This is a genomic window from Flavobacterium sp. J372, from assembly GCF_024699965.1.
In the GTDB taxonomy this organism is placed as follows: Bacteria; Bacteroidota; Bacteroidia; order Flavobacteriales; family Flavobacteriaceae; genus Flavobacterium.
This window is the reverse complement of sequence record NZ_JAJOMZ010000004.1, coordinates 1424972-1449260: the sequence shown is the minus strand read 5'-3', so window position 1 is coordinate 1449260 and position 24289 is coordinate 1424972. Positions and strand designations below refer to the sequence as shown.

The window sequence follows — 24289 nt, the reverse complement described above, 5'->3', positions numbered from 1 at the left end:
AATAGAACTTTTACTATTAATATAAAGTTAATCATTTAATAATTAAACATTTACAAATCAACTTTTTCAAACAGCTGATTAAAAAGCTTTTTTCCCCCTCCCAATCTCTAGATATATTATTTGTTATTAGTTGTGCCGGTATACCAGCAATTAGTACATTTTGCCCTAAAGATGAGTAATCTTTATTACAGTGGCTGTTTGATGCTACCGTACAATAATCAGGTGTTATTGTTCCTTTACCTATAAATACGCGAGTACCAATATAATTGTAGTTTCCTAAAATTATTGGTTTCTGCATTTCACGCTTTTCGCCGGTAATTGTATTAAGCATTGGGTGAAAATCTGTATCTGTAATAAAACACTCAGATCCGGCACGGGCATAGTTTCCTAAGACTATCTTCTTGCTGCAGATTATCTTACTGTCAGATGCAATTCCTGCCATATATCCAAATTCTAAAATAGCATTATGCCCTACAAACAAAAAATAATCTTTACCAAATTGTGCCGGCCCTTTAAAAACCAGCTTACCTGCAATTACAATCTCAGCAGTCCCTGCATGTACAGTATTCATTTCATAACGCTGCCCAAATCCAACCATAGCCCTGGTTATCTGCCCTTCAATTTTTACCTGCCCGGCCAGATTTTGAAAATGTACGGGCCCATAAAAATAAACAGGAAGCTTACAGGCTGTAGTAAAATCAAACATCCTGAAGTTGAAGTAAAGTGTTTTTATCCAATTTACCCCAAAAAATGATTTTAAGCTGTAATATATCGCTCTGATATACTTTATCATTTCTTTTTATTTATATAACCGTGATATATACTCTTTAAATTAATTTTTTTGTCAATTTCATATAATGAGTAAATAAGTGACAACAATAATAAAATGCTGAACAATATATACCTCAAATCTCCTTCATATGATTTAGACAAAAAAAGTGCAAGCCCTGTTATCATTATGCCGACAAGAAAAATTTTTAGTACTTCAGCATTAATTTTCAAATCGTATCTTATTTTTATTATTGCATAAATGCCTGAAAGATGTGTAGCATAATATATCAGTAACCCAAAGCCAATTCCCTCAAGTCCGTATAAATAGAAACCGGTAATACAAAGCCCCACATATAATATGTTGAATATAACGGCTGTTTTTATAAAAACCTTTGAGTCACCCCGTGCAATAATCACATATCCCATAGAGAACGATACAGATTTAAAGAACATTGCAGCAACGCCCCATAACAACATAGGTATGGCAGCATCAAATTTTTTCAGACAACAGCAATTTAATAATTATTGAGGAAAACCCCACGAAAAAAACTATTATAGGCACAATAGCAAGCATAACAATGACTGATTGTTGGTTAACCGCCCTGTTTTCTTCAGCTTTATTATTGTTTATGGCAGCAAGTCTTGGATAATACTCTGCACTCATGGCCGTAAACAATACCCCCTACATAAGAGTTTATTAATGCCATGCTTATAGTGAATAGCCCCACCACGGCCAACGTTGATGTATTACTGATAAACACCTGAATAATGTAGTTAGATAATATCGGTAAGAAGCTGCTTATTGAAAGCATTGCACCAAAATACAATATATCGCGTCCGCCCTTCAGTGTTTGTTTTATATTGCCTTGTATATATCCTGGCTTTATTTTACGGTAAAAATATCCTGAGAGTCCGAAATTAAGTACAGAAGCTATTATTATTGAGGGTACAATGGCGTCAAATTTATAGATGTAGTACAATGGCAGTGTTATAAGAAGCCCTGCCAGGTTTCCGTATAAATTGGCTTTAGCGAGAAAACTTAATTTTTGCAGGCCCTGCATTACGGCAATCTGCCCATTGGCCACCTGCTGAAATAAAATAGATATTGCAATAAATATGATTGCAAAGGTTTTGCTGATGTCGCCAAAAACAAGAATGCTGAAATATTTTGAAAACACAATTGCGATGAGGGTACCTATAATACCTGTATAAATTGTAAGCCTCAACACTACAGATGCTTTTTCCTGCAACTGCTCTGCATCTTGAGCAGATTCAGAAATGATTTTTACACTGCTGGTTTCAAGGCCAAAGCCAGTTGCCATCCTGATAAGGTCTGCAGTGGAATTAAGCAACCCGAAAATGCCATATCCGGCAGGGCCAACCAGTAAGGCAAGTACCTTAGACCTTACTATTGCAATAAGGATATTGCCTACTTGTACAAAGCCAAAAAGTGAGCTGGCCCTGATAATTTTTTTATATGAATTTTGTTCAGACACCTTTAGACCAAAACATTTTTAAGCATTGTATAATTTGCCGTTTCAACTTCATAAAAATCCTGAACCATCACCCTCGCTCCAAATGTCTCTTTCCAAAACGCAAGATTGGCATTAAGCTGTTTACCTTGACCTTGATTGGCAGGCCCAAAGTCAAAATACTTTTTAGAACTAAACTCATTAAGCAAATAATTATATAAAAAATCAAGACTGCCTAATTTATTCTTATCGGCATTGCCGCTTATATGCTGCGGATGTGCTACAGTATCAGTTACAAACATTGTTGTCCCGGCTACAATTCTACCTTCATAATAAACATTGAACTGCCTGATATTTTCAGGAAAGCGGGCATGCAACAACCTTATTTCTTGTAAAGAATGAACAGGGTTTACACCGTGCTTAAAGCTCATATTCGGAATAAGTATCTCATTCCAAAAGATGTCAAAGTCATTATCTTCAATTACTTCAAGCTTATTGTTTTTTCCTTTTCGTATGCATTGTTTTCTATCCTTTGAAATAATTGGTCTTGCTGCATATTCATATACAAAAAGGCTATCTCTTCTCACCAATCCGGCCCCGGCGGTAAAAAGTGCATATTCCGCTTCCTGGGCGGGCTGTTTATGGTAGATTGTTGGTATAGATTTGAAGTGCAGTTTAAATATGTTAAGATTATGCAAAAATTTTAGGATAGCTTGCACCATCATCACTACGTTGGCCAACTTAACCTTAGGCCCATATATAAGTCCGCCATATGTAAGCCCCTGGTGAGAATAAAGTTCATCTCCAACCCTGTTTGCCGGCAGTACTGCCACAACTTTATCACCTTGAAAAACCATCAATGAAAAATCATCAAACCTGTCGCTATGGTATTCCATAAAATCGCGATAGTGCAGAAATGTGCCGTTTTTTGAGGCCTCAACACAAGCATCCCATTCTGCTTTATAGCTGCTGTTATATACTTCTATCCGGTAATCTGCAGGCATTTAATATTGTTAATTGAGGTAAATGTACTATTTTATTTGCAACCACACCTGAATGATAACTTTGCCACATAGCGTAAAATTGCTATTTTTAAAAAATATTAGCCGCCGCTGTGAAAATTAGAAGATATATTGTATTGGTTTGCTTGTTGTTCGCCGTTCATGTAAGTGGACAAGATGTTGCACTTTATGAACAATTCAATGGACGTTATGATTTTACATTTGTTGGCAATACACTTAATAAAACATACAATGGCATTGGCGTTCCGTGTGAAATTAACACTAGTTCTTCTGCATTGCTCAGCCTGCCAGCCGGTAATACAATACAAAAAGCTTACTTGTATTGGGCAGGTTCGGGTGAGGGCGATTTCAGCGTGACACTAAATGGCCAAAATGTTGCTGCAAGCCGGCAGTTTCCGCGAATGGTCACAGGCCTGAACAGTAACAATGAACCGGTACAGCGGCCCTTTTTTGTGCATTTGCAGATGTTACTGAAATTGTTCAGGCAGGCGGTAATGGGCAGTATACACTAGCAGACCTTGACCTTACAAACATTATAAACCCCTCTTTGACCGGCGCAGCCAATATTTATTGCCCTACCGGCCTAAATTTTGGCGGCTGGGCTATTGTAGTTGTTTACGAGAATAATACGCTTCCGCTTAACCAGCTTAATATTTATGACGGGCTGCAACATATTCCTTTTTACCCTACTGGATCTACTGTGGCCGTACCTATTACCATCAACCTTGATAATCTTAACGTTATAGATAACATTGGCGCAAAAATAGGTTTTGTTGCTTGGGAAGGAGATGCAAATATTGCTAATGGCGAAGGATTATACATCAATGGAGACAGCCCGGCAAATGAGCTTACCAACACGCTTAACCCATCAGGCAACGCATTTAATTCAACCAATTCTGTTACCGATTCTACCGAGCTTTACAATATGGATCTTGATATCTATAATATCCAGGGCTATATAAATATAGGCGACCAATCAGCACAGATAAAGCTAAAATCTTTACAGGATTTTGTAATGATAAGTACAGTGGTAACAAAGCTTAACAGCCAGCTGCCTGATGCAACTGTTGTTGTCAATAATATAGCAAAACAATGTAACAGCCGTACAATAAATATAAATTATACTGTAAGCAACATTAATAGTACAGATATTTTACCCGGTAATGTGCCTGTTTCAATTTATGCCAACAATACATATATTACGACTTTCTTTACTACAGCGCCAATACCGGTCGGCGGCAGCCAGGGCGGAGCAATAAATGTTACCATCCCTGCAGGTATACCACAAAACTTCACGCTTGAACTACGGGCAGATAATAATAATGGAGTGGCAACTGTTACAGAAACTGATGAAACCAATAATAATTTCAGTCTGCCGGTATCGCTTTGGATATCACCTTCTTTACAAAATCCTGATGATGTTACAGCCTGTGATGACGGCAATGGTACAGGCCTCTTTGATTTTTCTGCATACGCCCAATCGTTAAAAATCAATCCGACAGATACAGTTACATTTTATCTTTCGGCAAATAATTCAAATACCCCCGCAAACCCTATTTCACCAAACAGCTTTCAGTCAACTGTTCCAAATCAGCAAATATTTGTAAGGCTTGAAGATGAAAACGGCTGCTATAGCGTGGCATCATTCAGGCTTGTTGCGGTTGACTGCCTTTTCCCTGATGCTACAATTATTTTGCAAAACCTTGTGCAACAGTGTAATTCACGCATTATACAGCTTCAATATACTGTGTATAATTTAAATAGTGACGATATCCTCCCTGCCGGTACACCAATTTCAATTTATGCGAACGGAGTATATATAGATTTCACAGAAACAACTCTTGACATACCTATCGGAGGGAGTGAAGTACAAACCATGTCACTAGAAATACCGGAAAGTATGCCGCCTGATTTTAACATTTCTTTCACAGTTGATGACCTGGGGGATGGTACGGGTATTGTAATCGAAATTGATGAGACAAATAACACATTTACCCTCCCTATATCTTTATGGATATCGCCTGAACTTACAAATCCGGATAATCTTATAGAATGTAATGAAGGTTTTGGTTTTGCCGTGTTTGATTTTTCAGATTATGAAGAATCGCTTAAAACACAAACTACAGATATTGTAACCTTCCATAATTCACAAGGCGATGCTGAGCAGGGAATAGCTGAAATAACCAATACATCGCAGTTTACCAGTACAGCCAACCCGCAGCAACTATTTGTTAGGCTTCAAGATATAAACGGGTGCTACAGTACGGCATCATTTATGCTTAGCACCCGCCAGTGCCCGCCGGAAACTTATAATTACGTAACGCCCAATGGTGATAATAAGAATGATACCTTCTTTGTAAAAGGCCTCCGTAACATTTTTCTTAATTTTAAGATGAGCATTTACAACCGTTGGGGCAATCTGGTTTGGACAGGCAACAATAATACACCTGACTGGGATGGTATTGCCAATGAAGATAAAGTAGGGTCGCAAAACACCACTGTACCAACCGGCACTTATTACTTTGTTCTTGAACTGAATGACCCTGCTTATCCTAAGCCAATTGTAGGTTGGGTGTATGTAACGAAGTAATTCATAATTCGTAATTCATAATTCGTAATTCATAATTCGTAATTCATAATTCGTAATTCATAATTATCTACATTTTTTTAACTAACTGTAAATCAGAGTTCAACCTTAAACCTGAAACAAAAAATAAGTTTTGGCACAGATATTGGATTATCGCTTTCAGCAAAAAACTTTAAACTGTTTTTACACTGAATTTAAAATTACGATTATGAAAACGATATATTCGATAGCCCTTACAACCCTGCTTACCGTAAGCAGCCTTTTTGCACAAGATGTTACTACTGTGCGGGCTAATAACAGCGATATCAGCGATAACCTCGACCTTAGGGCTGTAGCGTCTATTTTTGGTGACAGTAAAGACCTGGAAGATTTTGAGCGCAGGCTGAATGATCCTGATGTACAGATATCTAACCTTGACCTTAACCGTGACGGCCGTGTTGATTACCTGAGGGTAATTGAAGCTGTTGAGGGAAATACGCATCTGATAATATTGCAGAGCGTGCTGGGTGCAGATACCTTTCAGGATGTTGCAACTGTTGAAGTAGAACGCGACAGGAACAATAATGTGCAGGTACAGGTGGTAGGTGACGTTTATATGTACGGGCCCAACTATATTTATGAACCTGTTTACGTGCACAGGCCAATAATATGGGATGTGTTTTGGGTTAGCAGCTACAGGCCGTACTATTCACCATGGTATTGGGGCTACTACCCCACTTACTATACCTACTGGGCGCCTTACCCTATTTACAGGTACAGAAACAATATACACATACATATAAACAACTACAACACGTATAACTATGTGAATGTGAGGAGGAGCAACCGTGCCGTGGCGCTTCACAATACCCGCAGGGCAAACAGCTATGAGAGGGCAAACCCAAATAATAGCTTTACACGCCGCACAAATGCTACAAACCGTTATGCGCTGGAACAGACACGTGCTGCAAGCGGCACAAGAAGTAATGGTACAGCAGCGGTAAGAAGCTCTAATTCAGGAGGTACAAGAACACTCTCTGACGGGACACGCGCCGCATCTTTAGATAATAATACACGTAGTGTAAATACTATGCGCAGCGAAGGCGTAAGGCCAACAAGGACCCTGAATAACGGTGATGCCATTTACAATAATAATACGCGCAGCCAAAGCGTAAATGCATCTCCGAGAAGCCAGAATACAAGCACACCTGTGCGGAGTAACGAAGTAAATGTACAGGCTCCTTCACCAAGGCAAAGCGATGTAATAAGGAATGAGCGCAGTACACGCAGTATAGATGCACCTGCCGTAAGAAACAACTCAAATACTGTAAGAAGCAACCCGTCTCCGACAGTAAGGAGCTCGGCCCCTGCAACACGCAGTATTGAGCCATCAGTAAGAAGTGCAGCACCGGCTATGCGAAGTGCAAGCCCTGCCCCGCAAAGGCAGTCGGCACCCGCGCCAGCACAATCACGTGGCGGCGGTAACGGCGGAGGAAGAAGAGGTTAATTATTTTAAATATTGGTTGGTTGGTTTGTAAAAGCGCAGTGCCTGCAAAGGGCTGCGCTTTTCATTTTACACCAATCGCTTAGTATTTATTGCCAGTACCCACTCGTTTCTTGCACATACTGTACATGTTGCTGCCGTTGGCTCAAGTTTTTGCACGTTGGCACAAAATGTACAGGCATATATACCTGATTTTGGTATGTTGGTGCTCTTAAGGCTAAATAGCTGCGGGCGTATAGGGAGCCCGTATTTTACTTCTTCATCAGGGTAAAAATACATGCTTATAGTACCATTGGTTTCAATATAAGCATTTCGAACCTGCCCCAGATGTTCAATAGATTTTAGCCGCAACTCTGTAAAAAATTCATCCTGGGCCAAATCTTCTTTTTCAAAACTTTCAATTGAAAATTGCCCATCTTCAATTATGCTTTGCGTTTTGCCTTCAATAAAAATTTCAAACCGTTTGCTTTTACCCAGCAGCCAGGTTACCATACGGTACATAGTAAGGATAACCATAAATACAAGTATGGCAGGTATAAGCCCCACATCTTCATAAAACATTGGGTCGCCCGCAGCAGAACCCAGTGATATAATGATAACAACTTCAAATATAGAGAGCTGCTTTACGCCGCGTTTGCCCGCAAACTTTAGTGTGAGCAGCACTACAATAAACATTATTACGGTACGAAAAAGTACTTCCAGTAAAAATTCTACCGGAAGATCATTAAAAAGCAGCCTATCCCATTCAAATATATCCTTCATGCATACACATTTTACATAAAGCTACTACATTTCTTACAATGTTGTAAATCCTTAACAAACATTAAGATAAGTTTAGTATAGCGTTATAAACAGTTCACTGCTTCAGAGTCTAATTTTACGATTGTAACTATGTAATCATCTTTTAAAAACAATAACTATGAGCAAGAAAGTAGCCATATTGGCAACAAACGGTTTTGAGGAAAGCGAATTAAAATCTCCGAAAGAAGCCCTTGAAAATGAGGGGTGGACAGCGCATATTGTTAGTCCTGAAAGCGGCACTATAAAAGCCTGGGCCAGTAAAGACTGGGGTAAAGATTACCCAGTTGACAAAACTATAGATGAAGTATCATCTAAAGATTACCATGCACTGGTATTGCCCGGGGGTGTAATAAATCCTGACAGGCTAAGGGTAAACCAGAGGGCGCTTTCATTCGTAAAAGATTTCTTTGATGAAAAGAAGCCTGTTGCAGCTATCTGCCACGGCCCTCAGGTACTTATAAGCGCGGGTGTAGTTGAAGGTCGTGAACTTACAAGTTATGAGTCGGTTAAAGTTGACTTGCAAAATGCGGGAGCCAACTGGGTAGATAAAGAAGTAGTGGTTGACAATGGCCTTGTTACCAGCCGCACGCCTGAAGACCTGCCTGCTTTCAACAAAAAAATGATAGAAGAAATAAAAGAAGGCAAGCACGAACTGCAACATTCATAAACATTGAAAAGTACAACTTTTTTTACTTCGGGAAAGCTTCTCTGCACATGCACGGGAAGCTTTTCTTTTTTATATTTACACAAACCAACTGCAAAAATGAAAACTGTAATTATTACCCTTGCCCTCATTATGGTAACACAGCTAAGTGCACAATTAAAAACTGTAGATTATAGTGACGGAACCCAAAAGCTAACGGGCTTTTCAATTGCTCCTGCGAAAAAATCTGCCCAAAGTATGGGTATCTTGATTTTACCTGCCTGGATGGGTATTGACGACCATAGTAAAGAAGTTGCTCAAAAACTGGCTACCGAAGGGCATTATGCTTTTGTTGCCGACATATACGGCGCCGATAAAAAACCGGCTGATACGAAGAAAGCAGGGGAATTGTCAGGATATTACAAAAGTAATTATGAGGAGTATCAAAGGCGGATAAAACTGGCGCTTGACAAGCTTGTAAAATCAGGTGCCAATAAAGATAAAATTGTAGTGATAGGTTACTGTTTTGGCGGTACAGGCGCTCTTGAAGCTACACGTGGCGGATTGCCTGTACAGGCAGTAGTGTCTTTCCACGGAGGCTTGGGCAAAGACGAGAAGCGTGGCAACGGGGCAATAAAGCCAAAAGTCCTGATACTGCACGGCGCTGACGACCCTTACGTTCCGCAGAAGGATATTGAGGCTTTCCAGAAAGAAATGCGTGATGCAAAAGCCGACTGGCAAATGGTATATTACGCCAATGCAGTACACGCTTTTACTGAGAAGAAAGCCGGCAATGATAACAGCAAAGGCGCAGCTTACAACGAAAAAGCAGACAAGCGCTCATGGGAGCATTTTATGGTGCTGCTTGATGAACTTAATAAGTAAGTTTATGAAAATAATCCTGATTCTAATACTACTTGCAGGTACCTCTGCCTTCTGCCAGGAAGTTTCCGAAAACGAAGACTGTACAACGCGGTACGCGAAACTTGAACAAGTATGGTTAGAGTATTCTGAAATTCCTGCTGTTACGAAAGCAGGAAAGTTGTGGAGGTCATTCCATGATAAACTAACAAATGCTTACATCCCCACGGTTGACCACGGGGATGACAGGCTACGATGGCTCGAAAAGAACCTGAAGAAAACGAAATTTAAAAGTTTTGAAGAGGGAAAAAGAGAATACGAAGCGATGATCAATGCTGAAAAAGATGTTGCAGGCGACCCCAGAATTATTGCAATCAGGGCAGATTTTGAAAAAGCGTATAAGCAATGCGGATACAAACACTACACTGAGTTCATAATCAACTTCAAAAAAAAATACCCTAACAAACTCTATCCTTAAGAATTATGCCAGTTCTTTAATATTGTGCCCATAAAGGGTAACTCATGTCAGCTTTTTTTTCGTTGTGTACGCATTTTGTTTTCAGGGAAATTGCTATCTTTCAAAATAAAATCATCAATCATGAAATACCTTTTACTGCCGGTTTCTTTGCTTTTTCTCGCGTGCAGCGGAACTAAAAGCGCAAAAGATTACGCAAGGGCCGATGTGCCTAAATATTTAAATACCATAACTGCTGCAGACCTGAAAAAACACTTGTATATTGTGGCTTCTGATGAAATGGAAGGCCGCAATACCGGGACAGAAGGTCAGAAAAAAGCCGGCCGCTACCTCATTGAAGAATACAAAAAAATAGGAATTTCTTTCCCTAAAGGCGCTACAGACTGGTACCAAAAAGTACCGTCAGCATATATGACGAAAGGCTTTGGGCCGAAACTGAACGACAGCGAAAACATTTGGGCGTATATTGAAGGCAGCGAAAAGCCTGATGAAGTATTGGTTATCTCTGCACATTATGACCACGTAGGCATGATGAACGGTGAGGTATTCAACGGAGCTGATGATGATGGTTCAGGGACTGTAGCGCTGCTGGAGATTGCACAAGCGTTCATGGAAGCGAAGAAAGCGGGCTACGGACCTAAGCGCTCAATATTGTTCCTGCATGTTACCGGTGAAGAACACGGCCTGCATGGCTCGCGCTACTATAGTGAAAACCCTCTGTTCCCGATTGCTAACACCATTGCAGATATCAACATTGATATGATTGGCCGCCGTGATGATGAGCATAAAGACAATGGTAACTACGTTTACGTAATTGGCTCAGACCGCCTGAGCAGCGAGCTGCACAGTATAAATGAGGCTGCCAATGCAAAGTACACAAAAATGGCGCTCGACTATAAATACAACGACCGTAATGACCCAAACAGGTATTACTTCCGCAGTGACCATTACAACTTTGCTAAGAAAGGCATACCGTCAATTTTCTATTTTAATGGGGTTCATGAAGACTACCACAAGGAAGGCGATGAGCCCGAAAAAATTGAGTATGACCTGCTGGCAAAACGTGCACAGCTTGCCTTCGCAACGGCTTGGGAACTTGCCAACCGCCCTGAGAGAATAAAGGTCGACAGGGATGGAAAGTAAATAAACAGTCACACTGAGCTTGTCGAAGTGCGCTGATTATTTTAGGTTTCGACAAGCTCAGCCTGACTGGAAACAAAAAAATCCTGCCATGCGGCAGGATTTTTTATACTATTGAGAGAGATTATTCTTCTTTCTTGGCTTTTGCTTTCTTAGCCGCCGGCTTCTTCTCTTCTTTTACCTCAGCCGCAGGCGCAGCTTCTTCAATAGCAGGAGATTCTTCAGCAGTCTCAGCCACCGGTGCATCTTTGCTCACAAGTCCGTTTGCCTGTAGCATGTTGTACCAGTTGAGTATTTTCTTGATGTCTGATGCATAAACACGGTCTTCGTCAAATTCAGGAAGCACCTCACGAAAGTAAGACTCAAGTTTTGTGTTATCTTCTTTATGTGAAATGGAAGGACCGTTATCTTCTTTTTCGGCTATCGCCCTGAAAACTTCCGACAGGCGAACTTCGCCATCATACGTATAAACAGATATTTCTGAAAGCAGGCTCACATTACTGCGAAGGCCTACTGTTATTTTTTTTCCATCAAGAAGTGACTCAGCCACAAAGCCTGTACGTGTTTGCAGCTTTAGTGCATATAATCCCGGTTTCCCTGATATGGCTAATACTTTTTCTAAACTCATCATTTAAATTTTTAAGGAAGGCAAATATCTAATGTTTGGTTTTAAAAACAAACATTATCGCCCTTTTTAGCAATAAATTTCATTTTGTAATCGGGCCTTGTTTTACCCTCCATAATGTTTTGGAGTTTCTTGGTAATAAGGCGCTTTTTAAGCGATGATAGCCTGTCGGTGAACAATATTCCCTCAATATGGTCATATTCATGCTGTATCACACGCGCAATCAGCCCGTCAAATACCTCTGTTTTCCTATTGAAATCTTCGTCAGAATATTCAATAGTAATGCGCTCATGGCGGTATACATCTTCACGCACTTCAGGTATGCTAAGGCAGCCCTCGTTAAAGCCCCACTCCTCGCCTTCTTCCTTCAGCATTACAGGATTGATGAATGTACGCTTAAAGCCGTTCAGCTTTGCCTGCTCCTCTTTACTCAGGTCTTCATCATCACTGAAAGGCGTTGTATCAATAACAAAAAGGCGCAGTGACAATCCAACCTGTGGCGCAGCAAGGCCCACACCATAAGCATTATACATGGTTTCATACATATCGCTTACAATCTGCTTAAGGTTTGGCATATCTTTCGCAATTTCCTCGCCTTTTTTGCGCAGCACCGGGTCGCCGTAGCCTATAATGGGTAATATCATAACACTTGTATTTAAAGACGTTTCCACCAATTTATGCAGGTGGCAAAAGTAATAAAAAATATACGTAAAATACTCTTAAAAGAAATGCGTATTATTCAAATGCTAAAATTTTGTGAGAATTCACTTTACCAAACACACAGGCTTTAGCCAATATGTATCTTTGCAGTTATGATTGAGCACATAAGGAATTTTACCGACAGCAATAACTTCACTAAGGCTGTAATAGTGACTATTGCTGCAGTGCTGCCGGTACTTATCCTTGCCCGGCTGGGATATTTCGAAATTGGCTTTACCGTTGCCATAGGCGCTTTCCTTACTTATCCGGCAGATATACCCAGCTCATTGCCCGACCGTGCAAGGGGGCTTATTGTTGCAGCGCTTATAGTGGCGGGCTGTACGTTGCTGGTAAACCTGCTGCACCCCTTCCCCGTCATATATTACGCTGTATTAGTTCCTGTAGTATTCTTTCTTTCGATGATTTCGGTTTACGGTCAGCGCGCCAATATGGTAAGCTTTTCAGGCCTTTTGGCAGTAGCGTTGGCATCCGGGCATATAAAGACAGGTTTTGACATTTTTACACACACTTCACTGGTTTTTAGCGGAGGGCTTATCTACACCATTATATCGCTGCTGTTCAATTACCTGAGCCCTCACCGGTATACCGAACTTCAGCTTGCCGAATGCCTTCGCCTCACCTCAAAATACATGAAGTTGCGCGGTGATCTTTGGGACCCCTTGGGCTGAACGTGAAAAAATCATTGAGAAACAGCTGATTCTCCAGGTGGAGATAAATACCATTCATGAAAGCCTTCGCGAAGTGCTCATCCGCAGTCGTGGCGCATCAGGCAACAGTAACAGGAACCGGCGGATGCTGCTCGTGTTCATTTCACTGGTAGATATACTTGAGCTGGCGCTGTCGACATCATTTGACCATAACAAGCTTCAGGAGAAATTCAGCCAAAAACCAAAGGTGCTGGCAACCTACCAAAATCTGGCCTACAACCTGGCATCGTCACTTAAAAAGGTTTCCAAAGCGCTGCGAGACCGCAAGAAATACATGCCGAAACACAAGCTGCTGCAAGACCTTGTAGCGTTTGAACGTGCGATAGCAGATTACGAAACCGAACTCGGTACGGAACAAGCAGGCGAAGGCGTCTGGATGCTCTCTAACATGCTGCACTATGCCGAAAAGCAGGTAGAGAAAATCAGGCTGATTGAGCGTGCCCTTACGCTGTCAATTAATTTTAAAGACATCCAAGGCCGCGACAGGGAAATGGAAAAATTCCTGACGCCTCAGAATTACAGGTGGAGTACTTTAAAAGATAACCTAAGCTTCTCGTCAAGCATTTTCAGGCACTCCCTGCGCCTCACGATTACCATTGCCATCGGTTTTATTATCGGTATCATCTTTCCGCTGCAAAACGTTTACTGGATTTTGCTTACTATCATCGTAATCATGCGGCCCGGTTACGGCCTTACTAAAGAACGCTCCTACCACCGGATTATAGGTACGGTAGCCGGAGGGCTGATTGCTTTTGGCATATTGTTGTTTCTGCACAACACACTAATAATTGGATCACTGGCGATACTTTGTATGCTGCTGGGTTTCACTTTAACGCCCACAAATTACAAGATAGGCGCCATGTTTGTCACCATATATGTAGTATTTATCTACGGCATGCTAAACCCGAATGTATCGGAAGTTATACAATACCGCATTGTTGATACAGCAATTGGGGCACTGCTTGTATTTGGGGCAAATTACTTTTTCTGGCCAACTTGGGAGTTCGTGAGCCTGCCACTTTTCGTGCGCAAGTCCATCGAAGCCAACCGCGACTATCTCAACGAAATAGCACTGTTGTATATCAATAAAGGCACGGCACCTGTTACTTATCGCCTTGCGCGCAAAAACGCTTTCATTGAAATTGGCAACCTGATGCAGAGCTACCAGCGTATGGCCCAGGAACCCAAATCAAAACAAAAACAGCAGCAACAAATATACAAGCTAGCTGTGCTAAACCATACCCTGTTATCGTCGTTAGCATCACTGGGAACATTTGTACAAAGCCATAAGACAACGAAAGCGTCTGATGCTTTCAATGTGGTTGTAAATACTATAATCAAAAATCTTGACCATGCTATTGCTTTGTTGAGCCTCCAGGTGCCGCTTGAAAGTACTGCCGCACAAAATTCTGAGCTTGCCATGCATTTTACGGAATTGAGGAATATACGTGCCCGTGAGCTTTCTGAAACTTATGTAACTGCTGAAGAAGAATTTAAACTGCGTATGGAAGAAGCACACCTTGTAATTGAACAACTGGTATGGCTGAACAGCCTCAGCGAGAAGATTATTAAAGCGGCAAAGCAGCTGGAGGTGGTGAGGTAGTCGCTATCTATCAATAGTGCCTCACATATATTTCAATGAAGATAGTCACTCGCTATAAATAACGATATTAGCTTAATTTTGAAGCTTCTATAATACCCTAATATAGCATAATTATGAGTACCATATTAAATAAATACAGAGGCACCTTAGATGATGGAGAAATTCCATTAACTGTTTATAAATATCGGAATTGGGATGATGACTTTCACAAAAGATTTATTTTGGAGAGGGAAGTTTTTATGGCATTCCCCGAGTCATTTGAAGATAAACTAGACTGCAAATTGCCCATTCGTTATGATTTACTCAATGAGAGACAAATTTTACAATGGGCTATGCGAATGTCAAAATTAAAATTTCCTTCTTATAATAGAAGTCAACATCGACTTGAAAGTAAAACATGGATGAAAGAAAAAAAATTCAAAGACAAGATTTTTCTTGACGATTATCACAAGTTCTATTCAAACGAGCATAATAAGCGTCGAGGAATCTTAAGCCTCACTGCAGAACCATGCATAATAGATATGTGGGCAAAGTACGCGAATGATTCTCAAGGGTTTTGTATTGGTTATAATTCAAGAATCATGTTCAATTACTTAGGAGGTGGTGGTAAGGTAACATATTATGATACCCTTCCGGATATATTTCCTGAGCCCATAATGGAACATCTTGAAATTCACGCCTTACAAATTTTTTCAAAAGAAAAGAAATGGGAATTTGAAAATGAGTATAGAACACATAAATTCTGGGAAAACCCCACGGGTGTGAAAGAGCGACAGATTAAATTGCCAAACGAAGCTTTTCAACATATAATTTTGGGACGCAACATTTCTTCAATAAACCGTACAGAAATTATAACAGCCGTTAACGATAATATCGGCGATATTCCGATTTACGATCAGGACGAATTTTGTTCCATGTAGAATAACCATTTCCAAATCATCAAATAAATCCCTAATTTTACGCCTTCAACAACTACAACACAACAACAATGATTCATTTCTTCGGGAACGATACCGATACCGTATTTGCAGTACAGTCGCAGGGCGAGTTATCGGCGACAGACACATCAAAACTTAACTGGCTTTTTGGCAACGCCCATAAAATAGAAAAATCCGCTCTGCCGGATTTTTTTGTTGGCCCACGTGCCGCAATGGTGACTCCGTGGAGTACTAACGCCGTTGAAATTACCCAAAACATGGGTATTGAAGGCATAATTCGTATAGAAGAATTTAAAAAGGTTGAAGAAAACCATTCCGGTTTCGACCCGATGCTGTCACAGAAATTCAACGGCCTCGGCCAGGATATTTTTACCATTAATATTCAGCCCGAACCGATACTCGAGGTAACCGACATCTGCGCATTTAATGAAAAAGAAGGCCTGGCCTTAAGCGATGATGAGGTAGACTACCTGCGCAACCTGTCTAAAAAAATTGGCAGAAATTTAACAGATAGCGAGGTATTCGGTTTTAGCCAGGTGAATAGCGAACACTGCCGCCACAAGATATTCAACGGTACATTCGTAATCGATGGCGAGGAAAAACCGTCATCACTATTCAAATTAATCAAGAAAACATCTCAGGAAAACCCAAATGATATAGTTTCGGCATATAAAGACAATGTGGCTTTCATAAAAGGGCCGCGTGTAGAACAGTTTGCACCAAAGAGCGCCGACAAGCCCGACTTTTACGAGGTGAAAGAATTCGATTCTGTCATCTCCATAAAAGCCGAGACGCACAACTTCCCAACTACAGTTGAGCCTTTCAATGGCGCAGCGACAGGTTCAGGCGGCGAGATTCGCGACAGGCTTGCCGGCGGTCAGGGTTCACTGCCACTTGCTGGTACGGCTGTTTACATGACATCGTACTCAAGGCTTGAAGAAAACCGCCCGTGGGAAAAAGGCATGGACGAACGCCAGTGGCTTTACCAGACACCGATGGACATATTGATAAAAGCTTCAAACGGCGCGAGTGACTTCGGCAATAAATTCGGCCAGCCGCTTATCACAGGTTCGGTACTTACGTTTGAGCATGAAGAAGATGCGCGTAAGCTTGGCTTCGACAAAGTAATTATGCTTGCCGGCGGTATAGGTTATGGCAAAGAAGACCAAAGCAAAAAGAAAAAGCCGCAGCCCGGTGATAAAGTAGTAATACTTGGCGGAGAGAACTACCGTATAGGTATGGGTGGGGCAGCAGTATCATCGGCAGATACCGGAGCTTTCAGTACAGGTATTGAGCTTAACGCAATTCAGCGTAGTAACCCTGAAATGCAGAAACGTGCTGCCAATGCCGTACGCGGACTGGTAGAGAGCGACAATAACCCTATAGTTTCCATTCACGACCACGGTGCAGGCGGGCACCTAAACTGCCTGTCTGAATTAGTGGAAGAAACCGGAGGAAAGATTGATTTAGACAAACTACCGGTGGGCGACCCTACTCTTTCGGCAAAAGAAATAATAGGTAACGAAAGCCAGGAACGCATGGGCCTTGTGATCGGGCAAAAAGACATTGATACCCTGAAGCGCATTGCCGACCGTGAACGCTCCCCAATGTATCAGGTGGGTGATGTGACGGGTGACCACAGGTTTACTTTTGAAAGCGCTACGACCGGAGCAAAACCAATGGATTTTGCGCTTGAAGATATGTTTGGCTCTTCGCCAAAAACAATAATGGAAGATAAGACAGTTGAAGCCAATTATGCTGAACTGGATTATTCTCAGGAAAAAATATACGAATACCTCGACCAGGTGCTGCAATTGGAAGCTGTAGCCTGTAAAGACTGGCTAACTAACAAAGTTGACCGTTGTGTAGGCGGAAAAGTGGCGAAACAGCAATGTTCAGGCCCGTTACAGCTTCCGCTTAACAATGTGGGTGTAATGGCATTGGATTATAACGGCAAGGAAGGTGTTGCTACCACGGTAGGCCACTCTCCTATCGCTGCACTGGTTGACCCCGTTGCCGGAAGCCGTAATGCCATTGGAGAAGCGCTGAGTAACATTATATGGGCACCGATGAAAGATGGATTGAAGGGCGTATCGCTATCGGCTAACTGGATGTGGGCCTGCAAGAACGAGGGTGAAGATGCAAGGCTATACGAGGCCGTGCAGGGCTGTAGCGATTTTGCGATTGAACTGGGTATTAATATCCCCACAGGTAAAGATTCCCTGTCGATGAAGCAAAAGTACCCTACAGGAGATGTAATTGCCCCGGGAACGGTAATCATATCGGCGGCAGGTAACTGCACCGACATAAATAAGGTAGTTGAACCTGTGTTGAAACGCAATGGCGGCAACATTTACCACATAAACCTTTCAGGAGATGATTATAAACTTGGCGGATCTTCTTTCGCGCAGGTGCTGAACAAAGTGGGCACTAAAGTTCCGACCATAAAAGATGCAGCGAAATTCAAGGAAACATTCAATACTATTCAGGAACTTATAAAAGCCGGAAAGATTGCGGCAGGCCATGATATAGGCAGCGGAGGGCTTATCACCACCCTTGTGGAAATGAGCTTTGCCGAAGTAAACCTGGGCGCAGAATATGACCTGACGGGGTTAGGCGAAACAGATACAGTTAAAGCCCTTTTTGCTGAAAACATTGCCATTGTAATACAGGCTGATGCATCTGTGGAAGCAGAACTTTCCCAAAATAATATCAAATACACTTTAATAGGTAAGCCGAAAGAAGGTGATACCATTACTATTACGAATGGCAAGACTAATCTTGAATTTGATGTAATTAAAACCCGTGATACATGGTTTAAGACATCCTATCTGTTAGACCAAAAGCAATCCGGTCCACAAAAAGCAAAAGAGCGTTTTGAGAACTATAAGAACCAGCCGCTACAGTATACATTCCCGAGCCATTTTACAGGTAAGAAAGTAGCAATTGACCCTTCTAAACCAAGGCCAAAAGCCGCAATCATCCGTGAGAAAGGCAGCAACAGCGAGCGTGAAATGGCAAACGCCATGTACCTTGCAGGCTTTGACGTTAAGGATGTACATATGACCGACCTCATCTCGGGCCGCGAGACGCTTGAAGATATACAATTCATTGGTGCCGTGGGTGGATTCTCAAATAGTGATGTGCTGGGTTCAGCAAAAGGCTGGGCGGGCGCTTTCCTTTATAATGAAAAAGCTAAGGCTGCGCTGGAGAACTTCTTTAAGCGGGACGATACACTTTCTGTCGGCATCTGCAACGGTTGCCAGCTTTTTATTGAACTTGGACTGATAAACCCCGATCACGAACAGAAACCGCGTATGCTGCACAATCAAAGCCGTAAGCACGAGAGTGGCTTTACCTCGGTAAAAGTGCAACAGAATAGCTCTGTGATGCTCTCGACCCTGGCCGGCAGCACACTTGGGGTTTGGATTTCGCATGGCGAAGGGCGCTTTGACCTGCCTTACACCGAAGACCGCTATGACGTTGTGGCTAAATATGCCTATGAAGGCTATCCTGCCAACCCGAACGGCTCTCACTTTGACATAGCAATGATGGCTAGCAATGATGGCCGACACCTGGTGATGATGCCGCACATTGAACGCTCTATGTTCCAATGGAACTGGGCATACTACCCTGAAGGCCGCAACGATGAGGTATCGCCATGGCACGAGGCATTTGTAAATGCGAGGCTGTGGATAGAAAAGCGTTAATGCGTGAATTTGTTTATTCGTTAATTGGGATATGACACCGCTCGAGAATGGGCGGTGTTTTTTGTTATATTTGGAAATAGATTTTGAAAATAATCGGCAATGACCAAAAAGCAATGGAAAGCAATTATAGTAATAAACCTGATGGTGATTTTACTTGTTCTTTTACCTTTTCTGCCCGGGCCGGGTTTTCTTAGCGGATTGACCAATATAATTTTCAGCCTCGCCCAGATTAGCAGCTTTTTAGGGTTGATCTTAGTACCTGTTGGTTTCATATGGCTGTTTGTGGAAGTCCAGAAAAAAGAGAAAATAAAAACACTTCCCATTTTGATGTGCACGGTTCCGGTTCTGGCATTTGTTTTTTCATTTTGGATTTCTGATTATGCGAGAGATTACAGTCGGACATTCGCGATCAACAATGCGGAGAATTTAATTAAGGCTATTGAAAAATACAACTATGTAAATAAACACTACCCTTACAGCCTTGCACAATTAGCGCCAAAATACGTTAATTCCATTTCTAAACCTTGGGTTATGGGTATTTCAGGATATGATTATAAAAAGAATGATGACGGTTTCAATCTCTCTTTCACTCAGGATGTACTTTTGGGCTTTAACTATGAAGTTGTGGTTTTCGACTCAAATGGAAACCACAAGGCTGAAGGTGAATTGACAACTTTGTATCCCACCGAAAATAGGAATTGGAAGTATTATATTTATGATTAAAAAATCCATTCTACTCACAAAACCCGTACTTATCATCCCTCTCCCCTGATTTTCCGGTAGGCACTATGGTATGCTCATAAAAACGTTCCCCTTTTAAAACCCTGTCCATAAAGCTTACCACACCCGCCTGGTCTTTGCCGAACATGTGGTCGCTGTACTCGTGCCCACCTCCGCAAAAGGTAACCATACGGGCAATACCATTTAAATCAGCTACATGCTTGTATACGGCATACCCGCCGAAGAGCATCAGCCAGTTGCTGGCATTGGTTGGGCAGTAATGGTGCGCGGCATTGTCATACGGTACGGTTGGGTCTACACTGCCGTGGAAAAGCAGCATGGGTACCATTGTTTTTTTTGTGATGAGGTTCAGGTCCATAATAGCCCCCGCGCCCGATATTACTCCCGCGTACTTAAAATCAGCAGGGAGTTTTTCAGGATAGACCGACATAACGTCCCTGTCCCAGTACGCCGCGTGTAGTGCAGCTTCGGCCCCGGCGCTGTTACCCCCTATGAAAATCTCAGCAGGGTCTATATTATACTTATCAGCATTTTTAGTAAAGAAAAGCGTAGCCTGCCACAGGTCATTAGCCGCTATCCGGAACGCCTTAATCTTTTCCGGCAATTTACCATCACACCCAAAGTTGCGCCCTTTCATATACAGCGTATATGTGATGCTTGCAGCCGCATAACCATGCTGTGACGCATAGCTGCAAATATGATGGCCGTCAGCACGTTTACCTCCACCAAATCCTCCACCATGCATGAAAATAAGCAATGGAAACTTTTTAATACCGCTTTTTTTAGGCAGAAAAAGGTCGAGCTCCAGCTTTGTGCTGTCATTTACAAAGTAGGTAATGGTTTTAAAATCCTGTGCAGTTGCCGACGCAACAACTATCAGAAAAAAAATGGTGGTTATTTGTTTCATTGCGGTTATTTTTTAGCATGCTAAATTTACAGTTTATCCAGTAAAACTTATTGTTATTTTTACCGAATGCAAACCAAACTCATCCTTTTCCTTTCTATAATCATCCTTTTTGTGCTGATGCTCTACATCCGCGACAGCCGGAAGCATTTGTGGAAAAACAACAGGCAGGGCAGGTATCTTACAATTCGCTCAATGCTTTTTATTGGTATGGTGATTATTATATTGTTCTTTTCGCTTATCCGCTGATGCATTTCAGCGGCTTTGTTATTCACACAACGAAAAACAATTCAATTTGTAAGTTGTATCTTATAAATTATTACATTTATTGACAAATCTTCCCTATGATAATCACCCGTACCTTTACAGTTCCCCGTAAGTTTTACCCGCGCATCATTATGGTTGACAGCCTGGTGAAAAGGCTTAAAGGCGATATACGCAAAACCAGAACAGATAGAGGATGTCTTTATACAATATATTTCACTACAGCTGACCAGGCTGAATTGTTTGACCAATTGATGGGTTCGATACTTCCCAAATCACAATTGCTTTAAACCAATAAAAACCTGAAAGAATAAAAAAAGGGCTGCCTTAAAAGACAGCCCTCTGAAAGGGTGAATGAGGGGTCTCGAACCCCCGACCTTCGGAACCACAATCCGACGCTCTAACCAACTGAGCTACAATCACCATTTGTTTTGCGAGTGCAAATGTAAATTATTTCGTGTGTTTTCGCAAAAGAAAATTCACTTTTTTATATTAAATCCGTTATCCTGCTGACAGCCACATACCTTTCCACAGTAAAACCTTCGGCATAGTCCGTATTTATAAGGCGGCCAAGATCGGCAGCACGGTACAAAATGCTGTCCTTAAAATTTTTTGTGGCAATTGGCGTAGGCGGCTCTTTACTCTCAGGGTCATAAAACTGAGAGCTATATGCCATAAGGCTCTGCACCTTTACATCCATAAAACCCGTTACATCAACTACAAAATCAGGCACTAAATTTTTCCATTGAATATAGTGGTACACCAGCTTGGGCCTCCATGCCTGTTGTGGTTGGTTGTCAAGTTGGGTTTCAATCCTGATAAGCCCCGAAAGGAAACATGCATCACTTACCAGCTTGCTGCCTTTACCATGGTCTATATGCCTGTCGTCAACAGCATTGCAAATCACTATTTCAGGCTGGTACTTGCGTATCATTTTTATTATCTCCAGCTGGTGTGCCTCATCATTAATAAAGAATCCATCACGAAAACGAAGGTTTTCCCGTACCTGCACACCGAGTATTTTTGCTGCATCGGCAGCTTCTTTATCGCGCAGTTCAGCTGAGCCGCGCGTACCGAGTTCACCACGGGTAAGGTCTATTATCCCGACTTTCTTACCAAGCGAAATTTCTTTTGCAATGGTTGCTCCGCAGCTTAATTCTGCATCATCGGGGTGGGCGCCAAAAACAAGTATATCTAATTTCATTTTAAAGCTTCTTAGCTGCTAAGCTCCTTAGGAACTTAGCTTAATAATTGAATAAACAGATAGTGGTTATAGAGGTCCAAAAGGCTTAGAAGCTTAGTGGCTCAGAAGCTCTAAAACTACAACACCCTCCGCATTGTCATACTCTTATTTACTGTTTCAAAAAACTCTTTTTCGGGGTCGCTGTCTTTCGTGATACCGCAACCAACATAAAGTGTTACTTTATTACCTTCTATTTTCATACAGCGCAGGTTTACGAATAAATCCGTTTGATTACTTACCGCCCCCATATTTATTTCACCCAGATATCCTGAATAGTACTCTCTACTATAACCTTCATGTTCTATAAGGAACTGTTGTGCCTGTTCTTTCGGCAGCCCGCATACGGCAGGTGTTGGGTGCAGGGCATTAATTATATTATGAAGCGTTTCGGTATTCTGAATTGTTGCCGATATATCAGTCTTTATATGGACAATATTCCCGGCCCTAAAGGTATAAGGCTGTGTCACTTGCATATCCGAAACAAAATTACTGAGTTTATCCACAATATAATCCGTTACAAACTGTTGTTCCTGCCGCTCCTTGTCAGGCCATTCTGCTGCTTTTCCGGCGTTATACACTTGTGTTCCGGCGAGTGCCACGGTATTAAGTATGCCGTTTTTTACTTTCAGCAGCTGCTCGGGGGTTGCGCCCATCCATAACCCGGTTTCAGGGCTGAAAAAACAATAGCAAAAGGCATTAGGATATGCCTTTAGCATCTTTTTAAATACCGAAACAGCATTAATATTCACGACTGTAATCTCTTCGGGACGGGAACAGACAAGCTTTTCAAACTGTCCTGAATTTATTGCTTCAACGCTCTTGCTGACAAGCGCTTCGAAGGCCGCCTTAGTATGATGGCTTGTTTGGGGCTCATCATTTAAAGGATTACCTGAATCCATACTTTCAAAAGATTCTGCCAGTTTAGCAGATTCTTCTGCCGGGATAAAGATTTTCTTTCCTATGGCAAAAGGTGCAAAAACAAAGCCTTTGGCATTATGTTCAAATGTATGATTGGCACCTTCATAGCCAAAAATACCCCGCACTATATTTTCGCCAGGCTTACTGTATACCGCAAAGGCTGATTTTTTTCAGATAGCGCAGCTTCAAAATAATTAAAAAGTTTCCCCATACTAATTATTTTTTTGGAAGTACCATATTGGTTATTTTACAAAGCGAAATCAGCCTGCCCTCCTCATCTGTTATTCGCACTTCCCATAAATGCAGGCTTCTCCCCTGGTGAATTATCCTGGCTGTACCGGTTACTTTACCATCACGCTTGCTGCGCAGGTGATTAGCCGAAATCTCTATGCCCCTCACCTCCTGTTTTTCAGGATTGATGAACATGATAGATGCCGCACTACCAACGCTCTCTGCCAATGCTACTGATGCACCGCCATGCAGCAGACCCATCGGCTGGTGCACGCGCGAGTTTACCGGCATGGTAGCCTCAAGGAAATCAGGGCCGGCATCGGTAAACTCAATCTCCAGCGTTTCCATCAGCGTATTTTTAGAGAACTGCCTGCACATCTGCAATGCCTTTTCTTTCTCAAATTCCATTGAATGTTTGTTTGAGGTAAAG

25 protein-coding genes and 1 tRNA gene are annotated in these 24289 nt (G+C 41.8%); 14 read left to right on the top strand and 12 right to left on the bottom strand.

Annotated features, from left to right (window positions below; translation table 11 throughout):
• Positions 1-31: 31 nt before the first annotated feature.
• From LRS05_RS07250 to LRS05_RS07235, 4 genes are all read right to left on the bottom strand, one after another.
• Entirely contained in the window at positions 32-598 is a 567-nt protein-coding gene (locus LRS05_RS07250; protein ID WP_257867698.1) for a transferase, read from the bottom strand.
• A 191-nt stretch (positions 599-789) separates the two neighbouring features.
• On the bottom strand, positions 790-1197 hold the full coding sequence (locus tag LRS05_RS07245; protein WP_257867697.1) for a hypothetical protein: 408 nt from the start codon (positions 1195-1197) through the stop codon (positions 790-792).
• A 194-nt stretch (positions 1198-1391) separates the two neighbouring features.
• Positions 1392-2267 (bottom strand): oligosaccharide flippase family protein, encoded by an 876-nt coding sequence (locus LRS05_RS07240; RefSeq protein WP_257867696.1) that lies wholly within the window; start codon positions 2265-2267, stop codon positions 1392-1394.
• A gap of 2 nt (positions 2268-2269) precedes the next feature.
• Positions 2270-3247 carry a GNAT family N-acetyltransferase gene (locus LRS05_RS07235; RefSeq protein WP_257867695.1) on the bottom strand — a complete coding sequence of 326 codons (978 nt, stop codon included), beginning with the start codon at positions 3245-3247 and terminating at the stop codon, positions 2270-2272.
• 110 nt (positions 3248-3357) lie between these two features.
• On the opposite strand from LRS05_RS07235, the gene LRS05_RS07230 reads away from it, so the two are divergent.
• The 3 genes from LRS05_RS07230 (at position 3358) to LRS05_RS07220 (ending at position 7338) form a co-directional block, all read left to right on the top strand.
• The gene (locus LRS05_RS07230; protein ID WP_257867694.1) at positions 3358-3777 is read left to right on the top strand and encodes a hypothetical protein; all 420 of its coding nucleotides are present in this window, start codon (positions 3358-3360) and stop codon (positions 3775-3777) included.
• A gap of 35 nt (positions 3778-3812) precedes the next feature.
• Entirely contained in the window at positions 3813-5855 is a 2043-nt protein-coding gene (locus tag LRS05_RS07225) for a gliding motility-associated C-terminal domain-containing protein (RefSeq protein WP_257867693.1), read from the top strand.
• A gap of 205 nt (positions 5856-6060) precedes the next feature.
• Positions 6061-7338 (top strand): hypothetical protein, encoded by a 1278-nt coding sequence (locus LRS05_RS07220; protein ID WP_257867692.1) that lies wholly within the window; start codon positions 6061-6063, stop codon positions 7336-7338.
• A 66-nt stretch (positions 7339-7404) separates the two neighbouring features.
• On the opposite strand, the gene LRS05_RS07215 is transcribed toward LRS05_RS07220, so the two are convergent.
• A complete protein-coding gene (locus LRS05_RS07215) occupies positions 7405-8097 on the bottom strand; it encodes a DUF421 domain-containing protein (protein ID WP_257867691.1) in 693 nt (230 codons plus the stop codon).
• A 157-nt stretch (positions 8098-8254) separates the two neighbouring features.
• Here LRS05_RS07215 and LRS05_RS07210 point away from each other — a divergent pair, with 157 nt between their 5' ends.
• The 4 genes from LRS05_RS07210 (at position 8255) to LRS05_RS07195 (ending at position 11258) form a co-directional block, all read left to right on the top strand.
• A complete protein-coding gene (locus LRS05_RS07210) occupies positions 8255-8803 on the top strand; it encodes a type 1 glutamine amidotransferase domain-containing protein (protein ID WP_257867690.1) in 549 nt (182 codons plus the stop codon).
• Positions 8804-8899: 96 nt separating this feature from the next.
• The gene (locus LRS05_RS07205) at positions 8900-9664 is read left to right on the top strand and encodes a dienelactone hydrolase family protein (protein WP_257867689.1); all 765 of its coding nucleotides are present in this window, start codon (positions 8900-8902) and stop codon (positions 9662-9664) included.
• 4 nt (positions 9665-9668) lie between these two features.
• A complete protein-coding gene (locus tag LRS05_RS07200; protein WP_257867688.1) occupies positions 9669-10118 on the top strand; it encodes a hypothetical protein in 450 nt (149 codons plus the stop codon).
• Positions 10119-10238: 120 nt separating this feature from the next.
• The gene (locus LRS05_RS07195; protein ID WP_257867687.1) at positions 10239-11258 is read left to right on the top strand and encodes a M28 family metallopeptidase; all 1020 of its coding nucleotides are present in this window, start codon (positions 10239-10241) and stop codon (positions 11256-11258) included.
• Between the two features lie 121 nt (positions 11259-11379).
• On the opposite strand, the gene LRS05_RS07190 is transcribed toward LRS05_RS07195, so the two are convergent.
• Together LRS05_RS07190 and def are read right to left on the bottom strand one after the other, a co-directional pair.
• Positions 11380-11883, bottom strand: a complete 504-nt coding sequence (locus tag LRS05_RS07190) for a DUF5606 domain-containing protein (RefSeq protein WP_257867686.1) — start codon at positions 11881-11883, stop codon at positions 11380-11382.
• 41 nt (positions 11884-11924) lie between these two features.
• On the bottom strand, positions 11925-12524 hold the full coding sequence (def, locus tag LRS05_RS07185) for a peptide deformylase (RefSeq protein ID WP_257867685.1): 600 nt from the start codon (positions 12522-12524) through the stop codon (positions 11925-11927).
• A gap of 168 nt (positions 12525-12692) precedes the next feature.
• Here def and LRS05_RS07180 point away from each other — a divergent pair, with 168 nt between their 5' ends.
• The 5 genes from LRS05_RS07180 (at position 12693) to LRS05_RS07160 (ending at position 20281) form a co-directional block, all read left to right on the top strand.
• On the top strand, positions 12693-13268 hold the full coding sequence (locus tag LRS05_RS07180) for a YccS/YhfK family membrane protein (protein ID WP_257867684.1): 576 nt from the start codon (positions 12693-12695) through the stop codon (positions 13266-13268).
• Positions 13243-14910, top strand: a complete 1668-nt coding sequence (locus tag LRS05_RS07175; RefSeq protein ID WP_257867683.1) for an FUSC family protein — start codon at positions 13243-13245, stop codon at positions 14908-14910. Before LRS05_RS07180 ends, LRS05_RS07175 begins: the two co-directional genes overlap by 26 nt.
• A gap of 113 nt (positions 14911-15023) precedes the next feature.
• On the top strand, positions 15024-15830 hold the full coding sequence (locus LRS05_RS07170; RefSeq protein ID WP_257867682.1) for a DUF2971 domain-containing protein: 807 nt from the start codon (positions 15024-15026) through the stop codon (positions 15828-15830).
• A 68-nt stretch (positions 15831-15898) separates the two neighbouring features.
• A complete protein-coding gene (purL, locus tag LRS05_RS07165) occupies positions 15899-19558 on the top strand; it encodes a phosphoribosylformylglycinamidine synthase (protein ID WP_257867681.1) in 3660 nt (1219 codons plus the stop codon).
• Positions 19559-19699: 141 nt separating this feature from the next.
• Complete coding sequence (locus LRS05_RS07160) at positions 19700-20281, top strand: hypothetical protein (protein ID WP_257867680.1); 582 nt, start codon at positions 19700-19702, stop codon at positions 20279-20281.
• Between the two features lie 10 nt (positions 20282-20291).
• Here LRS05_RS07160 and LRS05_RS07155 read toward each other — a convergent pair whose 3' ends face one another.
• A complete protein-coding gene (locus LRS05_RS07155) occupies positions 20292-21206 on the bottom strand; it encodes an alpha/beta hydrolase fold domain-containing protein (RefSeq protein ID WP_257867679.1) in 915 nt (304 codons plus the stop codon).
• 66 nt (positions 21207-21272) lie between these two features.
• On the opposite strand from LRS05_RS07155, the gene LRS05_RS07150 reads away from it, so the two are divergent.
• Positions 21273-21452, top strand: coding sequence for a hypothetical protein (locus LRS05_RS07150; protein WP_257867678.1), 180 nt, complete (start codon positions 21273-21275; stop codon positions 21450-21452).
• A 95-nt stretch (positions 21453-21547) separates the two neighbouring features.
• Positions 21548-21757, top strand: coding sequence for a hypothetical protein (locus tag LRS05_RS07145; protein ID WP_257867677.1), 210 nt, complete (start codon positions 21548-21550; stop codon positions 21755-21757).
• A 58-nt stretch (positions 21758-21815) separates the two neighbouring features.
• On the opposite strand, the gene LRS05_RS07140 is transcribed toward LRS05_RS07145, so the two are convergent.
• The 4 genes from LRS05_RS07140 to LRS05_RS07125 all read right to left on the bottom strand — a co-directional run bounded on the left by LRS05_RS07140 (position 21816) and on the right by LRS05_RS07125 (position 24267).
• Positions 21816-21891, bottom strand: a tRNA-His gene (locus LRS05_RS07140).
• 63 nt (positions 21892-21954) lie between these two features.
• Positions 21955-22671, bottom strand: a complete 717-nt coding sequence (gene bshB1, locus LRS05_RS07135; protein WP_257867676.1) for a bacillithiol biosynthesis deacetylase BshB1 — start codon at positions 22669-22671, stop codon at positions 21955-21957.
• 116 nt (positions 22672-22787) lie between these two features.
• Positions 22788-23753 carry an isochorismate synthase gene (locus LRS05_RS07130; protein ID WP_257867675.1) on the bottom strand — a complete coding sequence of 322 codons (966 nt, stop codon included), beginning with the start codon at positions 23751-23753 and terminating at the stop codon, positions 22788-22790.
• Positions 23754-23844: 91 nt separating this feature from the next.
• Positions 23845-24267, bottom strand: coding sequence for a PaaI family thioesterase (locus LRS05_RS07125; protein ID WP_257867674.1), 423 nt, complete (start codon positions 24265-24267; stop codon positions 23845-23847).
• Positions 24268-24289 lie beyond the last annotated feature (22 nt).

Coding starts and splice junctions, on each gene's coding strand:
- LRS05_RS07145 (WP_257867677.1), top strand. CDS start 21,548: ATGATAATCACCCGTACCTTTACAGTTCCCCGTAAGTTTTACCCGCGC.
- LRS05_RS07205 (WP_257867689.1), top strand. CDS start 8,900: ATGAAAACTGTAATTATTACCCTTGCCCTCATTATGGTAACACAGCTA.
- LRS05_RS07200 (WP_257867688.1), top strand. CDS start 9,669: ATGAAAATAATCCTGATTCTAATACTACTTGCAGGTACCTCTGCCTTC.
- LRS05_RS07215 (WP_257867691.1), bottom strand. CDS start 8,097: ATGAAGGATATATTTGAATGGGATAGGCTGCTTTTTAATGATCTTCCG.
- LRS05_RS07245 (WP_257867697.1), bottom strand. CDS start 1,197: ATGGGATATGTGATTATTGCACGGGGTGACTCAAAGGTTTTTATAAAA.
- LRS05_RS07180 (WP_257867684.1), top strand. CDS start 12,693: ATGATTGAGCACATAAGGAATTTTACCGACAGCAATAACTTCACTAAG.
- LRS05_RS07210 (WP_257867690.1), top strand. CDS start 8,255: ATGAGCAAGAAAGTAGCCATATTGGCAACAAACGGTTTTGAGGAAAGC.
- def (WP_257867685.1), bottom strand. CDS start 12,524: ATGATATTACCCATTATAGGCTACGGCGACCCGGTGCTGCGCAAAAAA.
- LRS05_RS07220 (WP_257867692.1), top strand. CDS start 6,061: ATGAAAACGATATATTCGATAGCCCTTACAACCCTGCTTACCGTAAGC.
- LRS05_RS07235 (WP_257867695.1), bottom strand. CDS start 3,247: ATGCCTGCAGATTACCGGATAGAAGTATATAACAGCAGCTATAAAGCA.
- LRS05_RS07125 (WP_257867674.1), bottom strand. CDS start 24,267: ATGGAATTTGAGAAAGAAAAGGCATTGCAGATGTGCAGGCAGTTCTCT.
- purL (WP_257867681.1), top strand. CDS start 15,899: ATGATTCATTTCTTCGGGAACGATACCGATACCGTATTTGCAGTACAG.
- LRS05_RS07250 (WP_257867698.1), bottom strand. CDS start 598: ATGGTTGGATTTGGGCAGCGTTATGAAATGAATACTGTACATGCAGGG.
- LRS05_RS07155 (WP_257867679.1), bottom strand. CDS start 21,206: ATGAAACAAATAACCACCATTTTTTTTCTGATAGTTGTTGCGTCGGCA.
- bshB1 (WP_257867676.1), bottom strand. CDS start 22,671: ATGAAATTAGATATACTTGTTTTTGGCGCCCACCCCGATGATGCAGAA.
- LRS05_RS07160 (WP_257867680.1), top strand. CDS start 19,700: ATGGTGATTTTACTTGTTCTTTTACCTTTTCTGCCCGGGCCGGGTTTT.
- LRS05_RS07150 (WP_257867678.1), top strand. CDS start 21,273: ATGCAAACCAAACTCATCCTTTTCCTTTCTATAATCATCCTTTTTGTG.
- LRS05_RS07170 (WP_257867682.1), top strand. CDS start 15,024: ATGAGTACCATATTAAATAAATACAGAGGCACCTTAGATGATGGAGAA.
- LRS05_RS07195 (WP_257867687.1), top strand. CDS start 10,239: ATGAAATACCTTTTACTGCCGGTTTCTTTGCTTTTTCTCGCGTGCAGC.
- LRS05_RS07190 (WP_257867686.1), bottom strand. CDS start 11,883: ATGAGTTTAGAAAAAGTATTAGCCATATCAGGGAAACCGGGATTATAT.